Origin of the sequence: Clostridium sp. DSM 17811 (assembly GCF_018861905.1) — a bacterium.
GTDB classification, from domain to species: Bacteria; Bacillota; Clostridia; order Clostridiales; family Clostridiaceae; genus Clostridium_AD; species Clostridium_AD frigoriphilum.
Genome location: NZ_JAHLDU010000002.1, coordinates 81,262 through 103,936 on the forward strand (window position 1 = coordinate 81,262; position 22,675 = coordinate 103,936).

The following is a 22,675-nucleotide window of genomic DNA, read 5'->3' on the forward strand; positions in this document are numbered from 1 at the left end:
GTAGAAGGCTTTACAATTTATTATAGGTTAAAATTAGGTTTAGTCTTATTAAAGGATTCTGTGAATACTTATAGTTCCAACAGGTCCGAGTAGACCTACTAATACTACGCTGATAGGACCAGTTGAATTATTAACAAAGCCAAAAGTATCTCCAGCTGTTGCGGCATAAACTATATTAGAACCATTTAACAGTGGATTTGTTGCGGTTATAGATATACCACCAACAAAAATTAGACTAGGGAATTTTATCATATCAATTTGTATAGAAACGGTACCGGCATTTGGAGTAACAGATATCTTCCAGTCCAATACATAAACACCTGTTGTATTAAATGTAAATAAACCTGTTAGTGAATTATAACTGTAATCAGGACCTACAATATTTACATTATCATAAATAATAATGTCACCAGTCGCAATTGATCTTTTTTCAGTAGTTATAACACCATTTAAATATGAATTAAAACCAGGGCCAGTAGGACCAGTAGGCCCAGTGGGACCAGTACAGCCAGTTGCCCCCTTTTTACATCTATGTTGGCAACAGGAAGGAGTTTCATCACAACAGTGCCAGCTTAAATGAGTACTACGAGTATATTCATCTTTTTTAGAATAACGATTATTTGTAAAAGGATTATTGTGATACCAGTGGCCTAAATAAAAGACTTCTTTATTACAATTATTATTTGAGTTATTCATAAAATACACCATTCCTAAATATAAGATTTTCTTTTTATGATATGTTAATATAACACTTTGTGTTAAAAGAATATAAAAAATATGTAAAAAGCCTTCTACTTTTACGTAAAAGGCTTAATAATTAATTATTGTTTTAAATTTATTTTAACTTTAAAGAAGTCTGAAGGAAGTTATAGTTCCAATCGGTCCACTTAAACCCACTAATATTATACTAATAGAACCAGTTGAAGTGTTAATAAATTCTAACTCTTCCCCTGCTGTTGCACTGTAAACTACACAAGAGCCATTTAAAGTTGGGTTTGTTGCTGTAATAGAAACACCACCAATAAATGTTCCACTAGGATGTTTTTTTAAATCGATTTGTAAAGAAACGGTTCCAGGATCTGGAGTAATACTCATTTTCCAGTCGAATACATAAATTCCTGTCGTGTTAATTGTAAAGATTCCTGTTCCTAAATCATATGAGTAATCAGATCCTTGAACAATTACATTATCAAATTTGATAGTATCTCCAATTTGAATTTCTGTAGTAGTTGTAGTTATAAAACCATTTAAAAACGAATTAAGACCAGGGCCAGTAGCACCAGTTGCTCCAGTATCTCCGGTAGCACCAGTCATTCCAGTATAGCCGGTTGCTCCAGTATCCCCGGTAGCACCAGTTATTCCTGTGTAGCCTGTTGATCCAGAAGCACCAGTCACTCCGGTATAGCCGGTTGCTCCAGTGTCACCAGAAGCACCAGTCACTCCGGTATAGCCGGTTGCTCCAGTGTTGCCAGTAGCGCCAGTCACTCCGGTATAGCCAGTTGCACCAGTATCCCCGGTAGCACCGGTTATTCCTGTGTAGCCTGGTGATCCAGTAGCTCCGGTATAGCCGGTTGCTCCAGTGTCACCAGAAGCACCAGTTACACCGGTATAGCCAGTTGCACCAGTGTTACCAGTAGCGCCAGTCATTCCGGTATCACCAAGTGCTCCAGTAGTCCCGGTAGCCCCAGTTACACCGGTATAGCCAGTTGCACCAGTGTCACCAGTAGCACCAGTTACTCCGGTATAGCCGGTTGCTCCAGTGTCACCAGAAGCACCAGTTACTCCGGTATAGCCAGTTGATCCAGTGTTACCAGTAGCCCCGGTTACACCTGTATGTCCAGTTACTCCGGTATAGCCAGTTGCACCAGTTCTACCGGCAGTCCCAGTAGTTCCGGTTGGACCAATTGGACCAGTGTCACCAGTAGCCCCGGTTACACCTGTATGTCCAGTTATTCCAGTATAGCCGGTTGCTCCAGTGTTACCGGTAGTGCCAGTCCTTCCGGTATAGCCGGTTGCACCAGTGTTACCAGTAGCGCCGGTTACACCTGTATGTCCAGTTACTCCGGTATAGCCAGTAGCACCAGTGATACCAGTAGCACCAGTCACTCCGGTAGCGCCAGTTCTACCGGCAGTACCAGTAGTACCAGTAGTACCAGTAGTTCCGGTTGGACCAGTTGGACCAGTTTTGCCGGTATCATCATCATTAATGTCAGCCCCAGTAACTCCAGTAGCTCCAGTAGCTCCGGTAGAACCAGTTGCGCCAGTATCACCGTTATCATCATTAGTGTCAGCCTCATTAACTATAGATTCATTTGTAATAGATAAATTACTTTTTGATTCACTCATAGATACACCGCCCTTAAATTCGTAAGTATCTTAAATCTAAAACTATCATCACATAATATGTCACTATGTCGTTTTTTGTTAAAGAAATATATTTTAAATTTATCATTGACATTACTAACGTTCTAGTGTACTATTAATATAGTTCACTAGAACGTTAACAACATGGCGAAAGGAGATAAAAAATGGTTGCAGGATTTAATGACAAGTCGCCTATATACCTACAAATTATGGACATTATAAAAATGGATATAGTTATAGGAAAACTAAAATCAAATGACAAATTACCGTCAGTAAGAGAAATGGCAACGAACATGAATGTAAATCCCAATACTCTTCAGAGATCTTACCAAGAACTTGAAAGACTTGGAATTGTTTATACCCAAAGAGGCACAGGGACATTTGTGGTGGAGAGTGAAAATATGGTAGATGATTTGAAAAGAGAAATGGCAAAGGAAGTTATAGATTCTTTTATACTTAGAATGAGAAACCTAGGCTTTAATGACAATGAAATAATCAGAGCTGTTTCCAAAGAAACTATGGAGGTAAAACAAAATGGATAATATATTAGAAGCAAAAGAAATTCGCAAATCATATTTAAATAAAAAGGCGTTACAAGGTGTAAACTTAAATATACCACTTGGGAAAATTGTAGGACTTCTTGGACCCAATGGTAGTGGTAAAACTACTTTCTTAAAAATTGCAGCGGGAATATTGCATCAATCTAAAGGTGAAATACTAATAGATGGGCATGTACCTGGTGTCCATACAAAGTCGATAGTTTCCTATTTGCCTGATAATGAGTATCTTTTAAAGTGGATGAAAGTAAAGGATGCAGTGAAATATTTCAAGGACTTTTATTCTGATTTTGATGAGATAAAAGCAGAGGAATTATTGGTCTTTATGAATCTTGATAAAAGTGACGCTGTAAAGAGTTTATCAAAGGGAATGAAGGAAAAGTTAAAGCTTTCATTAGTATTGTCAAGAAAAGCTAAGCTTTATATACTTGATGAACCACTGGGTGGTGTAGATCCCACGGCTAGAGAAAAGATACTTAATGCTATAGTTAATAACTTTAGTAAAGATAGTTCCATGATAATTACTACTCATCTTGTAAATGATATAGAACGCATTTTTGATGACGTAGCATTTATATCTGAGGGAGAGATAGTGCTAGAGGGAAATGCAGAGGAATTGCGAATGAGCAGGAAGATGTCAATCGATGAATTATATAGGGAGGTATTTCAGTAATGTTTAAACTTGTAAAATATGAATTAAGAGCAAATTTTTTAACCATAATGGGAAGCTGTATAGTTGTGATAATTGCTAACTTGCTTCTTATGGCAAAGAAAAGTTCATGGGGTGATGTAGTTATTGGGTTATCTGGTTGCTTAATTGTTGCTACAATAATAGTCATATTTATATCTTCATTAAAAATAATGAGCAAATATTTGCATAATGACTCAGGTTACTTGTTATTTACGCTACCACAGTCTGGAAAATCGATAATAACATCAAGGCTTATAACTGCACTAATTCAAATAACAATTATTGTTGTTGTATCTTTTCTGATGTCTTATTTAACGCTAACAGACAAGATAGACTTTAGTTTTTTGTCGAATATTAAGCCTGGTCTAATATTATATAGCATAATTAATTATGTATGGGGTATTATTTACTTTTTAACTATTATATACTTTTGCATGGTTATCGGAAAAATAGCCTTAAAGGGTAAAAAATTAGGCAAAATAGGTTCTTTTGTAATTTTTATAATTTTATCTATAGTGATAAGTTGGTTATCTACTAAAATTACAACTTTATTACCTCAAAACTTGAATTTGAGTGATTTTTCGATAAATACTGCTAATGCATTGAATTTTGGTACTACAGCATCAGAGGCAGCTTTTAATATTAATATAGCTAGTGCTATATTTGATATTATTGTTTTTATTGGATTATTTATGAGCACCTCTTATCTAATAGACAAGAAATTAGACCTTTCATAAAGGTGACTGTCACTTGCCGAAAGTTGCGTATAAGTGACCCAAGGGCGAATATATTAAAAAATAGTAACACTGCTTAAATTTAAGCAGTGTTACTATTTTTTTAAATACTATGATTTACCTTATATTTGTGCTGTGGCCTTCCAATTTTACCATATTCAATTAACATATCAATTTTTCCTTCTTTATTCATATATTCTAAATACTTTCTGCATGTGACCCTTGCAATTCCGAGTATTTCACCTAGCTCTTCTGGCGAGGTGTAATTATCTCCTATTTGCTGAACTTGTTGCCAGATTGTATCATAAGTATATCTATTTAGACCCTTAGTTAAATCAGAATTATTATTTTCTTCAACAGCTAAAGCTCTATTACTTATAATATATTTATCCAATTCACTTTGTTCAATTATATTTTCCTTTTGAAGATGATAATATCTATCTTTAAATTTAAGGAGTGATTCTTTAAATCTCTCTAAAGTGAAGGGTTTAATTAAATAATCTCGAGCGCCATATCGAAAAGATTCCTGAATTCGTTCTGTTGTTTTATCAGCAGTAATTAAAATAACCTCAACTTCAATTTCTTCAGTTCGAAGCCACTTTAGAAAATCTATTCCATTTTCATTAGGAAGATAAATATCAAGTAAAACTAAATCTAGTTTATGTTTTTTTATAAAACTTTGTGCATCCGTAAGATTACTAGCAGCTTTAATTAATTGAAAGCCTTCAACTCGGTTTAAAAATTTAGTATTAATATCTCGTACCATAGGGTCATCTTCTATAATCATAACTTTAATCATTGGCTTATGCTCCTTTCCATAGGAATACTTATATTCCACCATGTTCCATTGTTTACACTAAATTCGATTGTGCCGAAAGCCTCATCAATAATTTTTTTAACAATATACATACCTACTCCACGCTGACCCGTTTTAGTAGTAGTTCCAATTTCATATATCTTATCTTTTATTTCAGTATTTATACCTGGTCCATTGTCATTAACTTGAATTTTCAACTCGTTTTCTAATTTGAAAATTTTAAAGTGAACAAAGCCATTCCCATTTGTACTTACTGCGTCAAGAGAATTTTCTATTAAATTTCCAATAACAGATCCTAATTCGTCTTCTCTCAAATATTGAGGTAGTTCATCTAAATTGCAATTTGAATCAATTTCAAATATTATTCTAGATTCCTCTGCTTTATTATATTTTGAGAGTAACAATGCCGCAATATATACATTCTTAATTTGACTTTGCAGAATTCCACTAATATCTTTTCGAGTTTTAGAAACAGTTGATATGAATTTTACAGCATCTGTGTATTCACCTAATTGTATCATGCCAGATATAGCATGGAGTTTATTCATAAATTCATGATTTTGTGCTCTAAGGGAGCAAGTCATTTTTTTTATTCCAGTGAGCTCTTCTGCCATTTTTTTAACTTCTGTTAAATCTCTAAAATTCATTACAAGTCCGATTACTTCACCTTTATCATTTTTAAGTGGATTATATTTGCAAAAAATCGTTAAACCTGGTCTCACTTTCATTTCTATATTTTCAAAATACTTTCCAAGTTTCAGTACTTCAGAAACTTTATGTTCATAAGAAAGATTTGTTATGGGGCGTCCTATGTCTTCAGACGTTAGCCCAAGGATTTCTCCCGCTGCTCTATTAAATAAGGTGACTCTCCCTTTTTTATCTACAGCTATAATTCCTTCCGTAACACTTTCAATAACAGCTTCCTTTTCTTTAAGTATCAATGCTATTTCTTCTGGTTCTAAACCGAAAATGGCTTTTTTAATATTGGAAGATAAGAGAGTTGCAGCAATAACCCCTAAAATTAATCCGAGTATTATAAAAGGTATAAAGCTATCTATCTTTAAATAAATCTCATTATAAACCTCAGAAATTGGGCTACCTATAGCCACTGCTCCAATTTGTCTCCCATCTTTTATTATAGGTGTAAATACTCTAAGAGAGGGTCCAAGGCTTCCATTTGCCTCAGATACATATTCTTCTCCAGTTGTGAGAACACGTTTTTCATCTCCACCCTCAAAATTCTTACCTATTTTAGATTTAGTAGGGTGTGAATATCTTATTCCTTTCATATCCATTACTACAATAAATTCAACCTTAGTTTTAATTCTTATAGCCTCTATCTGATTATTTAAGTTTTCATCATTAATTTGATTTTTTTCTGTTAAATAATTTTTAACAAGATAACTCATTGAGACGGAATTTGCAATATTTAAAAGGTTACGTCCAAATTGGTCTTTAAGCACTATTTTCATCTGATTAAAAGAAAGTATAGATATACTTCCAATAGTCAGGAGTAAAATTCCTATTACAGTAGTAGTGATCTTTGTTTTTAATTTCATATTTAGCTCCTCTTATATCTTTTTTATAGGATACGTTTACAGAAATTATAACATATCTAGTTTTGAATAATATATTGTTAAAAATAATGCAAAGATTTTTTAATGACCACAAAGAATTTTAAACTTTCTAAATATTTAATTATATTGAATTTGTTGTTATGATGATACCAACAAATAAAACATAAATATTAATCATGAAAACGTATAAATAATATAACGAAGAGGAGAGATATTAAATGAATTATTTTGAAGAAAGTTTAAAAATGCATGAAAAATACACAGGTAAACTTGAAATAAAATCAAAGGTAAAAATAGAAACAAAAGAGGATTTAGGACTTGCATATACACCTGGAGTTGCTGAACCTTGTAGAAGGATTCATGAGAATGAAGAAAACGTATACAAATATACAGCTAAAGGAAATATGGTTGCAGTTATTACAGATGGCACCGCAATTTTAGGGCTTGGGGACATAGGACCAAAAGCAGGACTTCCAGTTATGGAAGGTAAGGCAATACTATTTAAAGAATTTGCAAATGTAGATGCTTTTCCAATTTGCTTAGATACAAAGGACGTAGATGAAATTGTTCGTACTATTCAACTTATTTCCCCAGGATTTGGTGGGATAAACTTAGAAGATATTAGTGCTCCAAGATGTTTTGAGGTGGAAGACAAACTTAAAAAAATATTGGATATACCAGTATTTCACGATGATCAACATGGAACAGCTATTGTAGTTCTTGCAGGACTCATTAATGCGACTAAAGTAGTAGGAAAGAAACTTTGCGATTTAAAAGTTGTTATAAATGGTGCAGGGTCTGCAGGAACAGCAATATCAAAACTTTTACTAAGGTCCGGAGTTAAAAATCTAATTGCTTGTGATAAAGTAGGAATACTTTATAGAGGAATGGAGAAAATTGATGATGCAAAAACGGCTCTTACAGAAATAACTAATCCAGAAAACATAAAAGGAAATCTAAGTGATGCTTTAGTAGGTGCAGATGTATTTATAGGAGTTTCAGCTCCAGGAATTGTTACAGCTGATATGGTTAAGTCTATGAATAAAGATTCTATAGTTTTTGGAATGGCAAACCCAACACCTGAGATAATGCCAGATGAAGCTAAAAAAGCAGGCGCAAGGGTGGCAGGTTCAGGACGTTCTGATTACCCAAATCAAGTAAATAATGTACTCGTTTTCCCTGGATTATTCAGAGGTGCTTTAGATGTGAGAGCAAAAGAAATAAACGAAGAAATGAAGCTTGCAGCAGCGTATGCTATTGCAAATTATATAAAAGATGAAGATTTAAACGAAAATAACGTAATACCAAGTGCATTAGACAAAGGAGTAGCGACAAAAGTAGCAGAAGCAATTGCGAAAGCTGCAAGAGATACAGGAGTAGCAAGAATATAAAATAATAGAATAAATTTAAAAAAATGGGAGTCCGCCTGAAAAGAAATGGATGTCCCCAACTACAATTATTGAAAAATAGGAGGTCGAAAAAATGCAAATTCCAATTAAGAGAACTCTCGATAAAATTCCGGGCGGTATGATGGTTGTTCCACTTTTTTTAGGGGTATTAGTTAATACATTTTTCCCACAAGTCTTAAAAATTGGTGGTTTTACAACGGGATTGTTCGGTAAAGCGGCATCAACACCAATTTTAGCTTGTTTTATGTTTTTAATTGGCTCACAAATTAATTTCAATTTAGCACCAAAGGCGTTAAAAAAAGGTGCACTACTAATAACGGGAAAATTTATAGTAGGTGCTGGTATTGGTATATTTGTAGGAAAAGTTTTTGGACCTGCGGGAGTATTAGGTTTATCACCACTCGCAATCCTTTCAGGATTAACAAATTGTAATGGTGGATTATATGCATCTCTTGCTTCACAGTATGGTGATGAAACTGATGTAGGTGCTTATGCATTACTTTCTTTAAAAGATGGTCCGTTTTTTACATTAGTTGCGTTAGGTGCATCAGGACTTGCTCAAGTTCCTTTTATGGCACTTGTAGCAGTATTAGTTCCGATATTAATAGGAATGATTTTAGGAAATATTGATATTGATATGAGAAAATTCCTTGGAAGTAGTGGATTGTTATTAATCCCATTTTTCTCTTTCCCATTAGGTGCAGGAATGAATCTTGAAACTATTGTAAAAGCTGGAGGTCCTGGTATACTACTTGGAATAATAGCTTCATTTACTGGAATAGGAGCTTATGTACTCTTAAAATTATTTAAAGAAGAGCCTATAATAGGACTTGCAACAGGGTCAACTGCAGGAAACGCTGTTGCGACGCCAGCTATTATTGCAGGAGCAGATCCATCATTAGTGGCGATTGCAACAATAGCCACAGCACAAGTTGCAGCATCATGTGTAATATCTGCTATCCTCTGTCCATTTATTGTTTCTTACGCATTTAAAGTGATGACTAAAAATAAAATGAAAAAATTAGCGAATGGACCTGCTGCATGATAAAATATGACTATTAAAATTTTATAATATTAAGATGTTAAAATAAACATGGAAAAAATGAATTAGGGTTTGCTTAGCAGTCAATTTATAGTTTTATATAAATTGACTGCTATAATTTTTTGTATTGAAATTATTAGAACAAATAGTAAAAAATAATGTCTAGTATCATTGGGTAAACAAATTTATATTGCATATAATGATATTAATCAGTTTGAATAATATTTTAACTTAAATTAAATTTTTTGTAAGTTTAAAATTGCTAATCACAAATAATTTGTATTAAAATAGATTATTATGTAGATAGTTATAAAAACTTTTGTAACCACTTTATAAAGTACTGTAAACTAGACTATTGCTAGCTTTGGAAAAAATATAAAATTTTTAAAAGCACATTGCATAGCATTAATAAACATTGTATAATGTAGAAAAATGTATGTAATATATAATTAAGTAATAGTTATAAATATCCTTAAAAATGTGGAATATTGGTTTTAAAACAAACAAAAACCAAGAAATATTTCAGATGCAGTTATGCATATATGTATAGGTGAAAACATTATATATTTTAGTTAATAAAGGGGTATAGCCAATGAAGAATATGGCAAAAAAAAGATTGGGAGATTTATTAATTGAATCTGGAAAGATAACTTCAGAGGAACTTAATAAAGTACTCAGAAGACAGCAAGGTAATGGAAAAAGGTTAGGAGAACTTCTTATTGAAGATGAGGTTTTAACCGAAGAAGATATTTTAGAAGTTCTAGAACAACAATTAAGCATAAAAAGAGTACGCTTAGATATGGAAGAGATAGATCAAAAAGTTGTTCAATTAATTCCAGAGGTTATTTCAAAAAAGTATAACTTAGTTGCTTTTGGTATAGAAGACAATAAAATAAAGGTTGCCATGTCTGATCCTTTAAATATATTTGCGATAGATGATGTTAAGATATCTTCAGGTTTTAATGTTGAAATATTTATTGCACTAACAAAAGATATTAAAAATGCAATTGATGTATATTACGCTAGTCAAAGCGCGAAGAAAGCCGCTGATGATTTATCGAAAGCTCAGGGAACAAAGGTTGATACGGAAGATAATAAAGCACAATTAGATGATATAAAAAGCGCTCCGGCGGTTAGACTTGTTGATTCTATAATAAGCGATGCAATAAAACTGAAAGCTAGTGATATCCATATAGAACCTTTTGAAAGTTATATAAAAATAAGATACAGAATAGACGGTACTTTAAAAGAAATATCTAAATACAATAAAGATATATTTAGTGCGTTTATAACTCGTATAAAAATACTAGCAGAATTAAATATTGCAGAAAAGAGGATACCACAAGATGGTAGAATTTTAACAATTGTAGATAATAAGAAGGTAGATTTGCGGGTATCAACATTGCCGACAATTCATGGTGAGAAGGTTGTTATCCGGGTACTAGATAGAGAAAATTTCTTGGTTGGTAAAGAAAAACTTGGTATGAATGAAGATGACTTAGAAAAAGTAGCAAGAATACTTAAAAATCCATATGGAATAATTCTCGTCACAGGCCCTACAGGCAGTGGAAAATCAACTACACTATACACCCTATTAAGTGAATTAAATGATAATAGTAAAAATATTATAACGGTAGAGGACCCTGTAGAGTATATAGTTGATGGAATAAATCAAGTAAATGTAAATCCCAAAGCAGGACTAACCTTTGCATCTGGTTTAAGGTCGATTTTAAGACAAGATCCTGATGTTGTTATGATAGGTGAAATAAGGGATAATGAAACAGCAGAAATTGCTACAAGAGCATCTATAACTGGGCATATAGTGTTAAGTACAATACACACTAATGATGCGCCTTCAGCAATTGTAAGACTTATAGATATGGATATACAACCTTACCTTGTAGCTAGTGCCATAGCAGGAATTATATCTCAAAGACTTGTAAAAAAAATATGTCCAATGTGCTCCGAAGTTTACGTTGCCTCTGATTTTGAAAAAGAAATCCTAAACATTCACTCAGCGGAGGAGTTGCTTATTCACAAAGGTAAGGGATGTGGACACTGTAACAATACTGGATACTCAGGAAGAATAGGTGTATATGAAATAATGGAAGTAACCCGCACACACAGAGAATACATAATGCGTAACGCTAGTGTAGATGAGATAAGAGATATAAGTATAGAAAAAGGGATGAAAACGCTAAAAACATCATGTACTGATTTAGTACTAAAAGGAATGACAACGGTCGAGGAACTGGTTAAGATAGCGTTTTTGAAAGAATAGGGGTGGAGTAAGTGCCTACTTATAAGTATAAAGTTATGGACCATAAAGGTCAAAAAATAGAGGCAATATTTAAAGCTAATAGTAAAAATGAAGTGTTAGCCATGATAGAAGACAATAATTATTATCCAATAGAAATTAAAGAAGTGTTAGAACGTGAGCAGAAGGATTTATTTGAATCCTTTGAGAAGGTTAAAACAAAGGATTTATACATTTTCTGCAGACAATTTTACACAATGATAAACGCAGGTGCTAATATTGCTAATGCGTTGGATGTTTTAAAAAAGCAAACTGAAAATAAAAAACTTAAAAAAAGCTTATACGAAGTTCATGATGATTTGCAAAAGGGGGTTGCTCTTTCAGATTCACTTTCAAAACATAAAGATGTGTTTCCAGATTTACTTATAAATATGATAAATACAGGAGAAGTCAGTGGTAACCTTGATACAATAATGAATAGAATGGCATCCCATTTTGAAAAAGAAAACAAAATAAATAATCAACTTAAAAGTGCTATGGTTTATCCAATGGTACTCGGAGGTTTATCAGTTGTAATAGTAATTTTCCTTCTAACATTTATAATGCCTACATTTACAGGGATGTTTACAAGTTCGGGGGTAGCGTTACCAGCACCTACGAGAATAATTATGGAAATAAGTCAATTTATACAAACTAAATGGTACATTTTAATTGCGATTATTGGTGGAGCAATTTATGGTATGAAGAGTTATGTCAAAACTCCACAAGGTAGATTATCAATAGATGGATTAAAGTTGAAATTGCCAATAATTAAAGATATTACAGAGAAGGCAATAGTATCTAGATTTACTAGAACTTTATCTACTGTAATTGCTAGTGGTGTACCTTTGGTACAAGCATTAGAAGTAGTTCAAAAGGTAGTTGGAAATAAAGTAGCAGAAAATGCTTTAGAAAAAATCAAAGAAAAAGTAGTAAGAGGAGTATCTTTAGCGGAAGCATTAGGAGTAGAAGCAATATTCCCAGCAATGTTACATTCCATGATAAAAATAGGAGAAGAGTCTGGTTCACTAGATGATATATTGGACAAGACAGCAAATTTTTATGATGAGGAATTAGAAACATCACTAAAAAAAATGACTACAATGATAGAACCACTTATGATAATAGTAATGGGAGTTGTTATAGGATTTATAGTAATAGCAATGATGATGCCAATTATGGATATGTCTAGTACGGTTCATTAATAGTTTGATTAATATGATAAAACTACAAAACAAAGGCATGAAAATTATAAATATTAGTAGCATCAAGGTTTTGTAGTTTTAGCATTATTATATATTTAAAATTTATTTATTAGGGGGAATTATTAATGGAAATGAGCTTAAGGAAAATGGATGTAATTAAGAAAAAAAAGAGGAAAGGTTTTACATTGATTGAACTTATTGTTGTTATTGCGATTATTGGTATTTTAGCAGCGATAATGATACCAAAGTTTTCCGGATTTCAGGATAAAGCAACAAGAACTCAGGTTGTTACTGATGGTAAACAAATTGCAACAGCTCTTCAATCATTAATGGCGGAAGGAACTGTTACAGCTGTCACAACATCTACGAACGTTGCTACTGATCCAGTAATAAAGTTGTCGGGTGTTCCAACTAGTAGGATTACTGGCTTAATTTATGCTGCTGATGGTACTTTTACACTTACTTCAACTGTTAAGAATAAAGATGGTACAGCTTTTGTAGCATCAAGAACGACAAGTGGTTCAGACTTGCTTTCTGTAACGGTTGCCCCATAAGTTTTTAGAACAGGTTCAACCGTTTGGGTTGGACAAATCCATCCGGTTGATTGAGTGAAAACTAATTTATATGCAACTTTTAAATATACATCTTGCATATAATAGTTACATTATTATTAAATAACGATTTAAACCAAAATTTTATCGATATTAATATGGAGACTAAGAGATTTTTGCTGAAAAATGAAATTTAATTGTTAAAACTTGGACGTATTTTTAGTTTCTACTCAGCTTGCTGATTGGTCATTAAAAAACAGTTATATTAATTTAAGCGTCAGCAATGATCTCTACTGGTAGAACAACTTACAAAGGTCAATAATTTAAGGTATCAAATGTAAACTTTCAGTTCTTGTTAATACCTCAAGGTAATTAACACAAGAACTGAAAGTATATACTAATTGTCCAACTAACTAAACAAAAAAAGAGGTGACTACTCATGTTCAACTCAAAAGTCTTATCCTTAGACATAGGTTCACAAAATACAAAAATAGTTTTAGGAACACAGCATAGAAAAAATATTGTTATAGAAAAAGCCATTACGATGATTACACCAGAAGGATGTTATAATGATGGTAATATTTTAGATGTAACCAAATTAAAAGATGAAATTTTAGACGTTTTGCAAGCTGAAAATATAAGATGTAAAAATATTATTATCACTACCAAAAGTACAACAGTTATAACTAGAGACATCGATATCCCTGTAGCAAAAAAAGAGGATATGGATTCTATAATAAAGTTTCAAATGGAAAGATATTTACCAATTAAATTTGATGATTACATAATGCAATATAAAATATTAGAAGAGTTTGAAGATGAAAACATAAAACAGGCAAAATTTGCAGTAGTAGTATATCCTAAAATCATGGTAGATGGATATTATAAATTAGTGAAAGAATTAAATGGCAATGCTGTAGCGTTAGATATAAGCTCAAATAGCATTAATAAGTTATTTATTAATAATATACAAGTTAACGATGAAAATTTCAGTTCAGAAGATACTGTTGCAGTTATAGATTTAGGACATGATTTTACAAATGTAAATATTATTTCGGATGGTAATGTGTTGTTTACTAGAATTATTAATTATGGTGGTTCCCATATAGATGTAGATATTGCTAAGCAATTATCTATTTCAGAAGAGGAAGCAGAGGATCAAAAATTTAAAAATTGTAATTTAGAAAGGGAATCTTTAAGTGGTATGCAGAGTTCAATGGTAAACGATATTGCGAAAGCACAAGTAAGAAATTGGATTCGTGAAATAGAGAAATTACTCAATTATTATAAAAATAAAAAACAAGGAAATAAAATAGATAAAATATATATTTACGGAGGAAGTTCAAATCTTAAAGGTATAGAAATATTTATGAAAGACGTTGTAAACTTACCTGTTACTCAAATTCATAGCTTAAGTAATGTAAATTGCTCTAAAATAAATGCAGCTAATGTAGATTCAGCTAGAATAGATGAGGAATTAAGCAAATATTTGAATGCTATAGGAGCGATAATAAGACTGAGGTAGGTGAGATTTATGAACGATTTTAACTTTTTTGACGCTTATACAGGAATTAAAAAAGATTTTAAAAAAGAATATTTTTATGCTGCTATAGTATCTGCGAGTTTAGTCTTATTAATTATTTTTACATATGCATCTAATTATTTTAACATAAGTAAGTTAAATTCTGAAATTACGAATATACAGCAAAATTTAAATTCGAAAGAAAATATTGCTAAGTTAAATGAGATAGGAAATGAAGAAAAAAAGTTAGCTATAATGAACAAGTACTATAGCGTAGTATCCAATATCAGTGAGGGTATAAATAATAAAGATTTTGTAGGTAGTAAAGTAATAGATAAAATAAATTCTTGCGTTCCGGAAGGTGTAGATTTTAAAGTTATGACCTTGGATGCTAATGGAGTGCAAATTCAAGCTGAAGCAAAAGATAGAGAAGCAATAGCGGTGTTTGAGCGCACTTTAAGAAATTTAGATTTTGTAAAAGAAGTACAAATTGATAGTATAAATTCATCATCTACAGATAATGAGAAATTTACTTTTAATGTAAAGTGTACTTTGAAGGACGTTGATAATTATGAAGGTAACTAAAAGGGAACAAGTATTAATAGGAGTTTTATTAATAGTGGTATTATGTTATGGGTTTTATAACTTTGTCTTTTTGAAACAAAATCAAAAGATAACTGAATTAAAAGCCAGTAAAGATTCATATTCGCAAAAATGGGAGTTAGCTAAGGCAAAGATAATGTCAGAAAATGAAAGAAAAGAACAGTATAAAAATTTAAATTCTAAAATATTTAATGCAACAGGTATGCTATTTCCATCACTAGAGCAGGAAAAAATCATAGTGATATTAGATAAAATGATTAAAAATAGTAATTTTCAAGCAGATGTATTAGCGTTTTCAGAAGTAAGTAGTGGAAACAATGTTGTAGATACGACAAAAACTGTAAATAATGAAGATAAAAGCAAAAATACTACAAATGAATTAGACAAATTAGTAAACGACTTTAATGGAACAGCTAAAAACGAAACTAATATTACTAGTAAGAAGACTAATGACTCGAAGATTATTGGCGCATATAAAATGGAAGTTACACTTAAATTTAAGGGTGTGTACGATGAATTTATAAGTTTTATAGGGCAAGTAGAAAATTACGATAAAAAGATAATTATAAAAAGCATAACACTAACTGGGGCAGAGGGCAGTGAAGTATCAGGAACTATTATATTAGACTTTTATGGTGTTCCTAAACTCAATAATAATGATGACTTTAAGTGGAATTATAAAAAACCAGGTGGTAGTGAAAATCCTTTTTTTCAAAGTCCGACTACATCACTAATTAATAATGAGATAACACCAAATGATGAAAATAACACAGTGACAAAAAATGGAGGAACGGCAACGAAGGATGATAACAAAAGTGATTTTGTTTTATATGCAAAACCTAAAACACCTGATTTGAATACTGTAACAATTGAAAGGGGAAAAGATGAGTCAAAGTTATCATATATTTATGTTGATAATGCTGGGGTAGAGCCAGTAGAGTTTTATTTTACTCAAATTGGTACTAAATATTTTTATAAATATAAAACAAGTAAAGAAACATATCCTAAAGATTTTAGTAAGCCTATTGAATTTGTACCTATTGGAAAAAATATAATTCTAGACATTTTTTCACAAAAAAGAGGCCAAGGCTCAGATTTATCAGCAGCAAATATTAAAATTACAAATGATACTGATAAAAAAGTTGATGTCGATATTTTAGATGATGATAAAAACAAACCACGAGTGAATATAATAAAAGAAAAAGGCGATATTTCTGTTGTTAGAAATTATATTCAATATGTTAATAAGTGAATAGAAATATTTAGAAGTTTGAGGTGATTTTGTTGCTAATCCATTTTGAAACTAAACATAAATTATAATATCAAAAAATGTTAGGAGAGATTATTGATATAAATGTGTAATTAGTATGGAGAAAGTAAGAGGGTGAAACCAATTATTATTACGAGTAATTACTATATTTAAGTAACTATTAGTAATAAGTTATGTTATAGAATCAAGTATGTTAAAGCTTGAAATAATAGTCTGTATAATGTTAAATAACCAATACTAATATTAAAAAATTGTTAGGAGAGGTTTTAATGCAAAAAAAAAGGAAAGGTGCATCTCTTTTAGTGGTAATTGCTATAACAGGAATTGTTACAATTATATGTGCGACGTTAGGTACTGCTATGATTTTTGAAAACAAACATTCAATAAGACAAGAAAAGAAGACTCAGGCTTATTTTATTGCTAAAGCTGGGGCAGCTGCTACTGTAAAAGCATTAAGTACAATGAATACATCTGATATAGAATCAGCGATAGTATCTTCTCCAACACACTCGATAGTATCTGATGATACTAAATTTGGAGTGGGTAAGTTTAAAACAACTATAACTAAAGTAGATGATAGCTTGAGTGTTACTTCTGTTGGAGAGGTGTTATATGGAGCTAATGATAATGTTACAGATAGCGTCACTTCAGTATTAACAAAGGTTACAAGTGCTGGAGTAACCACGAACTCCGCCATATTTGGTGTTAACAGTATTAATGTTAATCAAGGATGTTCTCCGGGGAATATTATTGGGGATATAGGGACTAGTTCGACGAATAATGGAGCTATTTATTATTTTGCTGATAACCTCATTAATGGTTCTATATGCATTCCTATAAGTGGAGATGGTAGTAAAATTGTAACAAAATCAAGTTGGACAGGCGACAAGACAATAAAAAAAGCTAATAACAGTTATATAGATGCACCTTTCCCAGAGACTTTAACTAGTATGGGAACATTTACTACTGGCAATGGTAATAACAAAAGTATTAATGCTGGTACTTGCTATAATGAAATTAAAATAGAGAACAACTCGATACTTACGATTAATATTGGATCTGGTGATAATAAACTTAGAATAAAAAAACTGTCGCTTGCAGGTAACATTATAATAAATGGTACAGGAAGGTTATTACTATATGTAGATGACTATATTTTAACTGGTTGGGGAAGTAAAATTAATTATGTTAATGGCGAAGAAGATTGCAGTAAATTAGTTTTATACAATAATGCGCTTAAACTTGATCTAAATAATGGCGTTAAGATTAACGGAGAAATATATGCACCAAATACAATAATAAATTTAGATGGTGGAGTAGAAATTAAAGGGTCAATTGTAGGCAAGGATATTAATGTAACGGGGGGGGCTAAAGTTACATTTATATCATGTTCAATTCCGATACCAACCGGAGATACAGGAGGAACAGGTGGATCTGGTTATCAACAAAGATATTGGAAGTAGAAATGAATCTTAGGGAGTGAAATTATGATAGATTGCACAAAAAAAAGAGGATTTTCCATAGTTGAGGAAATGGTGGCAATAGCAATAATTATGTTAATTATAGTTATTTTTATGAATTCGTTATCATTTAACACTAAAATTGTTTTTCAAAGTGGAAATAGAACTAAAGATATTTCAGAAGCTCAAAATAAACTTGGTAGTGCAATTCAAAGTGGAGGTTCAAGTATGGTGGATGTAACAGTGGGCACGAGTAGTTATTCTAAAAATATTACATTAAATTTAGGCTCATTGGGGTCAAATATTCATATACCAGGTATTACTTATACCTATACTGATGCTACTGGTAAAAATAAGACAGAGTTATCAACTTTTTTACCTGATAATAAATAAACTTAACTTAAAAATAAGGAGATCAATATGAATAAGTATTCTAATAAAAAAGGCATTACTTTAATAGAACTTATAATTGTTATTCCTATCTCGATAATTGTACTTATCTTATCATTTTCACTTTATAGTTTTACCAATAAAGTTTATAGCCGATCTATAAGTGAAAGTTATAATCAGCAAGACGTAAGATTTGTCGCTGATTATATCATGAAAGAATTAAGAAATGCCAAGGTGATTAGTAAAGACCCTATAGTTGTAAATCCTCAAGTTAATTATTTCTCTCTAAGTTTAGTGGGTCAACAGTTAGTTAAAATGAGTTATGTTGGGGAAGGTACAACGATTAGTAAAATAGGAGCTAAAATCACTAGTTTATCGTTTTTACCGTGTGATGATTATGGCATGTTAAGGTTTAATGTTTCTGATACAACTAATGGTATAAATTATAATTCTAATTTTGAGTTTATGCTGGAGAATTCTATCGGCACTGTAAAAATAATACCATTAAGCGAATCTTCTCATACGATTATATATTATACAAAGTATTGATATTAATAAGGTTTGAACAAATTATAGTAATTATTATCCTTCTTAATTAATAGAAGATAATTGGTAGCATGGATGTAGGTATTATCATAAGTGATTCTTTAATTGAAAATTATATAGCAAGTGGGAAGCAAGCTCCCCAAAATGGTGACTGTCACTTGTCGAAAGTTGCGTACCAAACGAGCACAGTCTCCGCTGAGCTCCAACTGTTTTCGTAAGTACCACTAGGGTGAAAATTTTACCAATAGCAAGAAATAAGTTTAACAACCCAAAGACATGTCAATACTTCTAACAGAGGTGATGGACATGTCTTTTAAAATTACGTGGAAAACGCATGTAATGTGTATAATAATAGCTTTTGTAACTGTGAAACTCCTGGGAAGCAGCACAGACAATATACTTGATAATTTCTTTCTTAAACCATATATATTTTACCCAACTAAATACTTAATAATTAATTTTTGTTTATATGTGCTACTTTTAATGATTCCTATATCAATTGTTCATGAGAGTATTCATGGACTCGCATATAGGATTTTTGGTGGCAAAGTTAAGTATGGATTTAAGGGGATTTATGCATATACGCAAGAAATATCTGGGATACCTATAGATCGTACTAAATTTTTAATTATTCTTTTATCACCATTAACAGTAATGTCTATTGTTACGTTGTTGTTACCTAGTTGGATAGGAGGCATAATATTCCTTCTTAATTTATTAGGTGCTTCAGGGGACTTGTATATGTCTTTTAAACTTATAAGATATGATTCTAATAGTAAGATAGTTGATAGAATATATGGATTTGATGTAGTTTAGAAAAACCAAATGCAATGGTGACTGTCACTTGTCGAAAGCTGCGTAAATTTTTGGCTTTTCTTATATCAAGTCTTGTAATTATACCTTAATTATGTTCACAAGTTCTATCTTATAATTTCCATCAGGTGAATCCACTTCAACTATATCTCCTATTAACTTTCCAAATAACACTTTTCCTATTGGAGACTCAATACTAAATTTACCGTTTATTATATCTACTTGAAGTGTTGTTACAAGTTCTATTTGTTCTATATCATCACTGCCATCAAATTTTATCAGTAATTTATCGCCTATGTTTGCACCAGCAGTTTTGCCGATAACGTCATCTATGATTTCAGCACTTCTAATCATTTTTATTAAATAACCCATTCTTCGAAAGTTATCGTACATATTTGATTTTGCAGCTTTATATTCAGCGTTTTCACTTCTATCACCATGAGCCGCAGCTAACATTTTTTCATGGGCAATTTCCATTGTTAGTGGTCCCTTACGATAATCAAATTCCTTTTGGAGCTGCTCAACATCTTTTTTAGTAAGTTTATTATTCATTTTTTCATCTTCTTTTATTTCATATTATTATATGTTCTTATATGTTAAATAATACAATTATAGCACAGATTAATAAATATAATTTTTATTAGAAATGTAATAGTTTAGTAACGTAAGTTATAATTTATTATGATATAATCATAATGATTTTATAAGCAATGTATTATTGCTTTATCATCTAAAGTAGGGGGAGATTATATGAAAACAAGTAAAAAAATAAGTCAAATATTATTGTCTTTAATTATAGTTTTAGCTGTATCGATTTCAAGTATAGGTTCCTTAGTGTATGCAAATCAAATAAACGGTAAAACCAAAATAGGTTCTGTTTCTTTAATTGGAAGTAATAGACTAAAACAAAGTAATTATATTCAAAATTTTAGTAAGGGTTACACAACGAAAACAATGAATAAATCTGAAGCCGTTGTTACCTATAATGTGACTACCATTGATGAATTTAAAGCAAAAGTAAACTATGCTATATCTAATAGAGTTTCTGAGGTAAATATTAATTATACAGGTTCTAAAAGTGTTGGCAATAGCATTAACTTTATGCAAGATACAGTTTTGACAGCAGTTAAGACAGCTGGAAATGACTATGAAAAGAATTTATTAAAATCATATGCTTATAGCATTACAGATTTTGGTGATAACGAATTAAATGTAGTATACACATTTGAGTATCTAGAAACCAAGGTGCAGGAAAATCAGGTAAAGGCAAAGGTAAAAGAGGTGCTCGGACAAATAATAACATCTGATATGACTGAAGGTCAAAGGGTAAAGGCTATAAATTCTTATATTTGTAAAAAGCTATCTTATGACACAACACATACTAACTTTTCTGCTTATGCGGGGATACTTGGAAGTGGTGAAACAGTTTGTCAGGGTTATGCATTATTAGCATATAGAATGCTAACAGATGCAGGACTTCAGGCTAGAATAATAACAGGAGCTGCGTATAATGGTAATGATAGTGAAAGTCATGCTTGGAATATGGTAATGGTAGGGGGAAGTTGGTACCACCTGGATACGACTTGGAATGATCCTTTACCTGATGTAAATGGAAGAGTAATAGAAACATATTCTTTATGTAGTGATGCAGAAATGAGGTTAGATCACAGTTGGGACAAAGCTTTATTTCCGGTAGCTTCTAAAAAATATAGTATATATACAGATACTGCCGTACCTAAAATTTTGGCAGCAATGCAGAAAAGTGTAACATTAAATTCTTCTTATGTGTCAGTTGCAAAGGGTAAAGTATGTGTGAAGGGATTATTAGCAGGGGACATAGTAAATGTTTACGCTGTAAATCCTGCCTTAACAAAAGGTGCGAAAGCAATATCTAAGGCAACTGTAAGTAAAGGATATTCATATTTATTTGCTGCATTTAAGACTACTGCAAGCAAGCTTTATGTGACTAGAACCTCTGCAAATAAACTAGAATCAGTTGCAATAGTGATAAAAAGTAAATAAGAATTCTATAAAACATAGATTTATAGCTTAAACAACTATATGTTCTCCTTTCTTATAACAGATTATAAAAAAATTTATTGTAAGAAAGGGGATATTTTTATAACTAAAAATATTTAGAGCAATTAATCATTGAATTGAATACTAATGATAGTATAGTAAATAAAACAAAAAAATAGAATTTGAAAATTTGAAACAAGGAGGTACCAATAATGGGTAAAATAATTGAATGGAAAAAAGAAGAAGAAGCTAACAATAGGGTTATAGAAGATATTGAAGAGGATTCTTTGTTAGTTATTCATCAATTTGTTAAAGCTTATTATGAGGACGAGAAACAAGGAGAGATCCATCCTTATGAAATAAATGGTTTTGAAGTAGGGCTGATTTCATATCTTAATCTTTTAGAGAAGGGACTATTACCAAATATAATTAAAAACATTAATGTTCTAGCTGTTAATAAATTTGATAGACTTGCAAAATTATTTCCAGAAGTTGATATTCCACAAGAGTTTTATATTGGTTTTCTTAAAGGGTTCTGTAGCATTTATGACAAATATATGTAGTAATTAATGGGGGTCAAAATAAAAACAAGTCTTACATTGTTAATGTAGACTTGCTTTTTTATTTTGCTTTTTTTTCTATGGAATCAGCAAGACATTCATCAATAACATCTTTACTAATAACAAATTCATTTTTCTTGTTCATATAGTTTTCACTCCCTTTCTCATATATAAATAATACCATAACTATGTTAAAAGGATATTAAGAAAATATTAAGGTTAAGAAAACTTTATGTATATTTGAAATTT

General features: G+C 31.4%; 23 protein-coding genes. 17 read left to right on the forward strand and 6 right to left on the reverse strand.

All coding sequences use genetic code 11. The features are described 5' to 3' along the window. Positions 1 to 48 precede the first annotated feature (48 nt). Both KPL44_RS02980 and KPL44_RS02985 read right to left on the reverse strand, forming a co-directional pair. A complete protein-coding gene (locus KPL44_RS02980) occupies positions 49 to 696 on the reverse strand; it encodes a hypothetical protein (RefSeq protein WP_216247254.1) in 648 nt (215 codons plus the stop codon). A 150-nt stretch (positions 697 to 846) separates the two neighbouring features. Next, on the reverse strand, positions 847 to 2,346 hold the full coding sequence (locus KPL44_RS02985; RefSeq protein WP_216247256.1) for a complement C1q domain-containing protein: 1,500 nt from the start codon (positions 2,344 to 2,346) through the stop codon (positions 847 to 849). 182 nt (positions 2,347 to 2,528) lie between these two features. Here KPL44_RS02985 and KPL44_RS02990 point away from each other — a divergent pair, with 182 nt between their 5' ends. Genes KPL44_RS02990 through KPL44_RS03000 form a run of 3 tightly spaced genes read left to right on the forward strand, consistent with a single transcriptional unit; the run spans position 2,529 to position 4,349 of the window. Continuing rightward, on the forward strand, positions 2,529 to 2,906 hold the full coding sequence (locus KPL44_RS02990) for a GntR family transcriptional regulator (protein WP_216247258.1): 378 nt from the start codon (positions 2,529 to 2,531) through the stop codon (positions 2,904 to 2,906). After that, entirely contained in the window at positions 2,899 to 3,594 is a 696-nt protein-coding gene (locus tag KPL44_RS02995; protein ID WP_216247259.1) for an ABC transporter ATP-binding protein, read from the forward strand. The genes KPL44_RS02990 and KPL44_RS02995 overlap by 8 nt, the downstream gene beginning before the upstream one ends. Further along, positions 3,594 to 4,349, forward strand: coding sequence for a hypothetical protein (locus tag KPL44_RS03000; protein WP_216247261.1), 756 nt, complete (start codon positions 3,594 to 3,596; stop codon positions 4,347 to 4,349). The genes KPL44_RS02995 and KPL44_RS03000 overlap by 1 nt, the downstream gene beginning before the upstream one ends. A gap of 100 nt (positions 4,350 to 4,449) precedes the next feature. On the opposite strand, the gene KPL44_RS03005 is transcribed toward KPL44_RS03000, so the two are convergent. After that, on the reverse strand, positions 4,450 to 5,145 hold the full coding sequence (locus tag KPL44_RS03005; RefSeq protein ID WP_216247262.1) for a response regulator: 696 nt from the start codon (positions 5,143 to 5,145) through the stop codon (positions 4,450 to 4,452). Beyond that, positions 5,142 to 6,722 carry an ATP-binding protein gene (locus KPL44_RS03010; RefSeq protein WP_216247265.1) on the reverse strand — a complete coding sequence of 527 codons (1,581 nt, stop codon included), beginning with the start codon at positions 6,720 to 6,722 and terminating at the stop codon, positions 5,142 to 5,144. Before KPL44_RS03010 ends, KPL44_RS03005 begins: the two co-directional genes overlap by 4 nt. Before the next feature lie 236 nt (positions 6,723 to 6,958). Here KPL44_RS03010 and KPL44_RS03015 point away from each other — a divergent pair, with 236 nt between their 5' ends. From KPL44_RS03015 to KPL44_RS03070, 12 genes are all read left to right on the forward strand, one after another. After that, entirely contained in the window at positions 6,959 to 8,131 is a 1,173-nt protein-coding gene (locus tag KPL44_RS03015) for an NAD(P)-dependent malic enzyme (RefSeq protein ID WP_216247267.1), read from the forward strand. A gap of 91 nt (positions 8,132 to 8,222) precedes the next feature. Continuing rightward, the gene (locus tag KPL44_RS03020) at positions 8,223 to 9,194 is read left to right on the forward strand and encodes a 2-keto-3-deoxygluconate permease (RefSeq protein ID WP_216247269.1); all 972 of its coding nucleotides are present in this window, start codon (positions 8,223 to 8,225) and stop codon (positions 9,192 to 9,194) included. 589 nt (positions 9,195 to 9,783) lie between these two features. Continuing rightward, positions 9,784 to 11,472, forward strand: a complete 1,689-nt coding sequence (locus tag KPL44_RS03025; protein ID WP_407934986.1) for a GspE/PulE family protein — start codon at positions 9,784 to 9,786, stop codon at positions 11,470 to 11,472. Positions 11,473 to 11,483: 11 nt separating this feature from the next. Beyond that, positions 11,484 to 12,692 carry a type II secretion system F family protein gene (locus KPL44_RS03030; protein WP_216247271.1) on the forward strand — a complete coding sequence of 403 codons (1,209 nt, stop codon included), beginning with the start codon at positions 11,484 to 11,486 and terminating at the stop codon, positions 12,690 to 12,692. Positions 12,693 to 12,817: 125 nt separating this feature from the next. Then, the gene (locus KPL44_RS25675; protein ID WP_301182920.1) at positions 12,818 to 13,246 is read left to right on the forward strand and encodes a type IV pilin protein; all 429 of its coding nucleotides are present in this window, start codon (positions 12,818 to 12,820) and stop codon (positions 13,244 to 13,246) included. Positions 13,247 to 13,682: 436 nt separating this feature from the next. Then, the gene (pilM, locus tag KPL44_RS03040) at positions 13,683 to 14,768 is read left to right on the forward strand and encodes a pilus assembly protein PilM (protein WP_216247273.1); all 1,086 of its coding nucleotides are present in this window, start codon (positions 13,683 to 13,685) and stop codon (positions 14,766 to 14,768) included. 9 nt (positions 14,769 to 14,777) lie between these two features. Then, positions 14,778 to 15,350 carry a PilN domain-containing protein gene (locus tag KPL44_RS03045; protein ID WP_216247281.1) on the forward strand — a complete coding sequence of 191 codons (573 nt, stop codon included), beginning with the start codon at positions 14,778 to 14,780 and terminating at the stop codon, positions 15,348 to 15,350. Next, the gene (locus KPL44_RS03050) at positions 15,337 to 16,620 is read left to right on the forward strand and encodes a hypothetical protein (protein ID WP_216247284.1); all 1,284 of its coding nucleotides are present in this window, start codon (positions 15,337 to 15,339) and stop codon (positions 16,618 to 16,620) included. Before KPL44_RS03045 ends, KPL44_RS03050 begins: the two co-directional genes overlap by 14 nt. Before the next feature lie 287 nt (positions 16,621 to 16,907). After that, the gene (locus KPL44_RS03055; protein WP_216247286.1) at positions 16,908 to 18,101 is read left to right on the forward strand and encodes a DUF7305 domain-containing protein; all 1,194 of its coding nucleotides are present in this window, start codon (positions 16,908 to 16,910) and stop codon (positions 18,099 to 18,101) included. Positions 18,102 to 18,125: 24 nt separating this feature from the next. Next, positions 18,126 to 18,491 carry a hypothetical protein gene (locus tag KPL44_RS03060; RefSeq protein ID WP_216247288.1) on the forward strand — a complete coding sequence of 122 codons (366 nt, stop codon included), beginning with the start codon at positions 18,126 to 18,128 and terminating at the stop codon, positions 18,489 to 18,491. A 27-nt stretch (positions 18,492 to 18,518) separates the two neighbouring features. Next, a complete protein-coding gene (locus KPL44_RS03065; protein WP_216247290.1) occupies positions 18,519 to 19,037 on the forward strand; it encodes a hypothetical protein in 519 nt (172 codons plus the stop codon). Positions 19,038 to 19,310: 273 nt separating this feature from the next. After that, complete coding sequence (locus KPL44_RS03070) at positions 19,311 to 19,850, forward strand: DUF3267 domain-containing protein (protein ID WP_216247292.1); 540 nt, start codon at positions 19,311 to 19,313, stop codon at positions 19,848 to 19,850. A gap of 78 nt (positions 19,851 to 19,928) precedes the next feature. On the opposite strand, the gene KPL44_RS03075 is transcribed toward KPL44_RS03070, so the two are convergent. Continuing rightward, a complete protein-coding gene (locus KPL44_RS03075) occupies positions 19,929 to 20,399 on the reverse strand; it encodes a GreA/GreB family elongation factor (protein ID WP_216247293.1) in 471 nt (156 codons plus the stop codon). Between the two features lie 198 nt (positions 20,400 to 20,597). On the opposite strand from KPL44_RS03075, the gene KPL44_RS03080 reads away from it, so the two are divergent. Both KPL44_RS03080 and KPL44_RS03085 read left to right on the forward strand, forming a co-directional pair. Continuing rightward, positions 20,598 to 21,869, forward strand: a complete 1,272-nt coding sequence (locus KPL44_RS03080; protein WP_216247295.1) for a transglutaminase domain-containing protein — start codon at positions 20,598 to 20,600, stop codon at positions 21,867 to 21,869. Positions 21,870 to 22,078: 209 nt separating this feature from the next. After that, positions 22,079 to 22,429, forward strand: a complete 351-nt coding sequence (locus tag KPL44_RS03085; RefSeq protein WP_216247297.1) for a hypothetical protein — start codon at positions 22,079 to 22,081, stop codon at positions 22,427 to 22,429. Positions 22,430 to 22,487: 58 nt separating this feature from the next. Here the strand turns inward: KPL44_RS03085 and KPL44_RS25680 are convergent, their stop codons facing one another. After that, positions 22,488 to 22,610, reverse strand: a complete 123-nt coding sequence (locus KPL44_RS25680) for a hypothetical protein (RefSeq protein ID WP_301182921.1) — start codon at positions 22,608 to 22,610, stop codon at positions 22,488 to 22,490. Positions 22,611 to 22,675 lie beyond the last annotated feature (65 nt).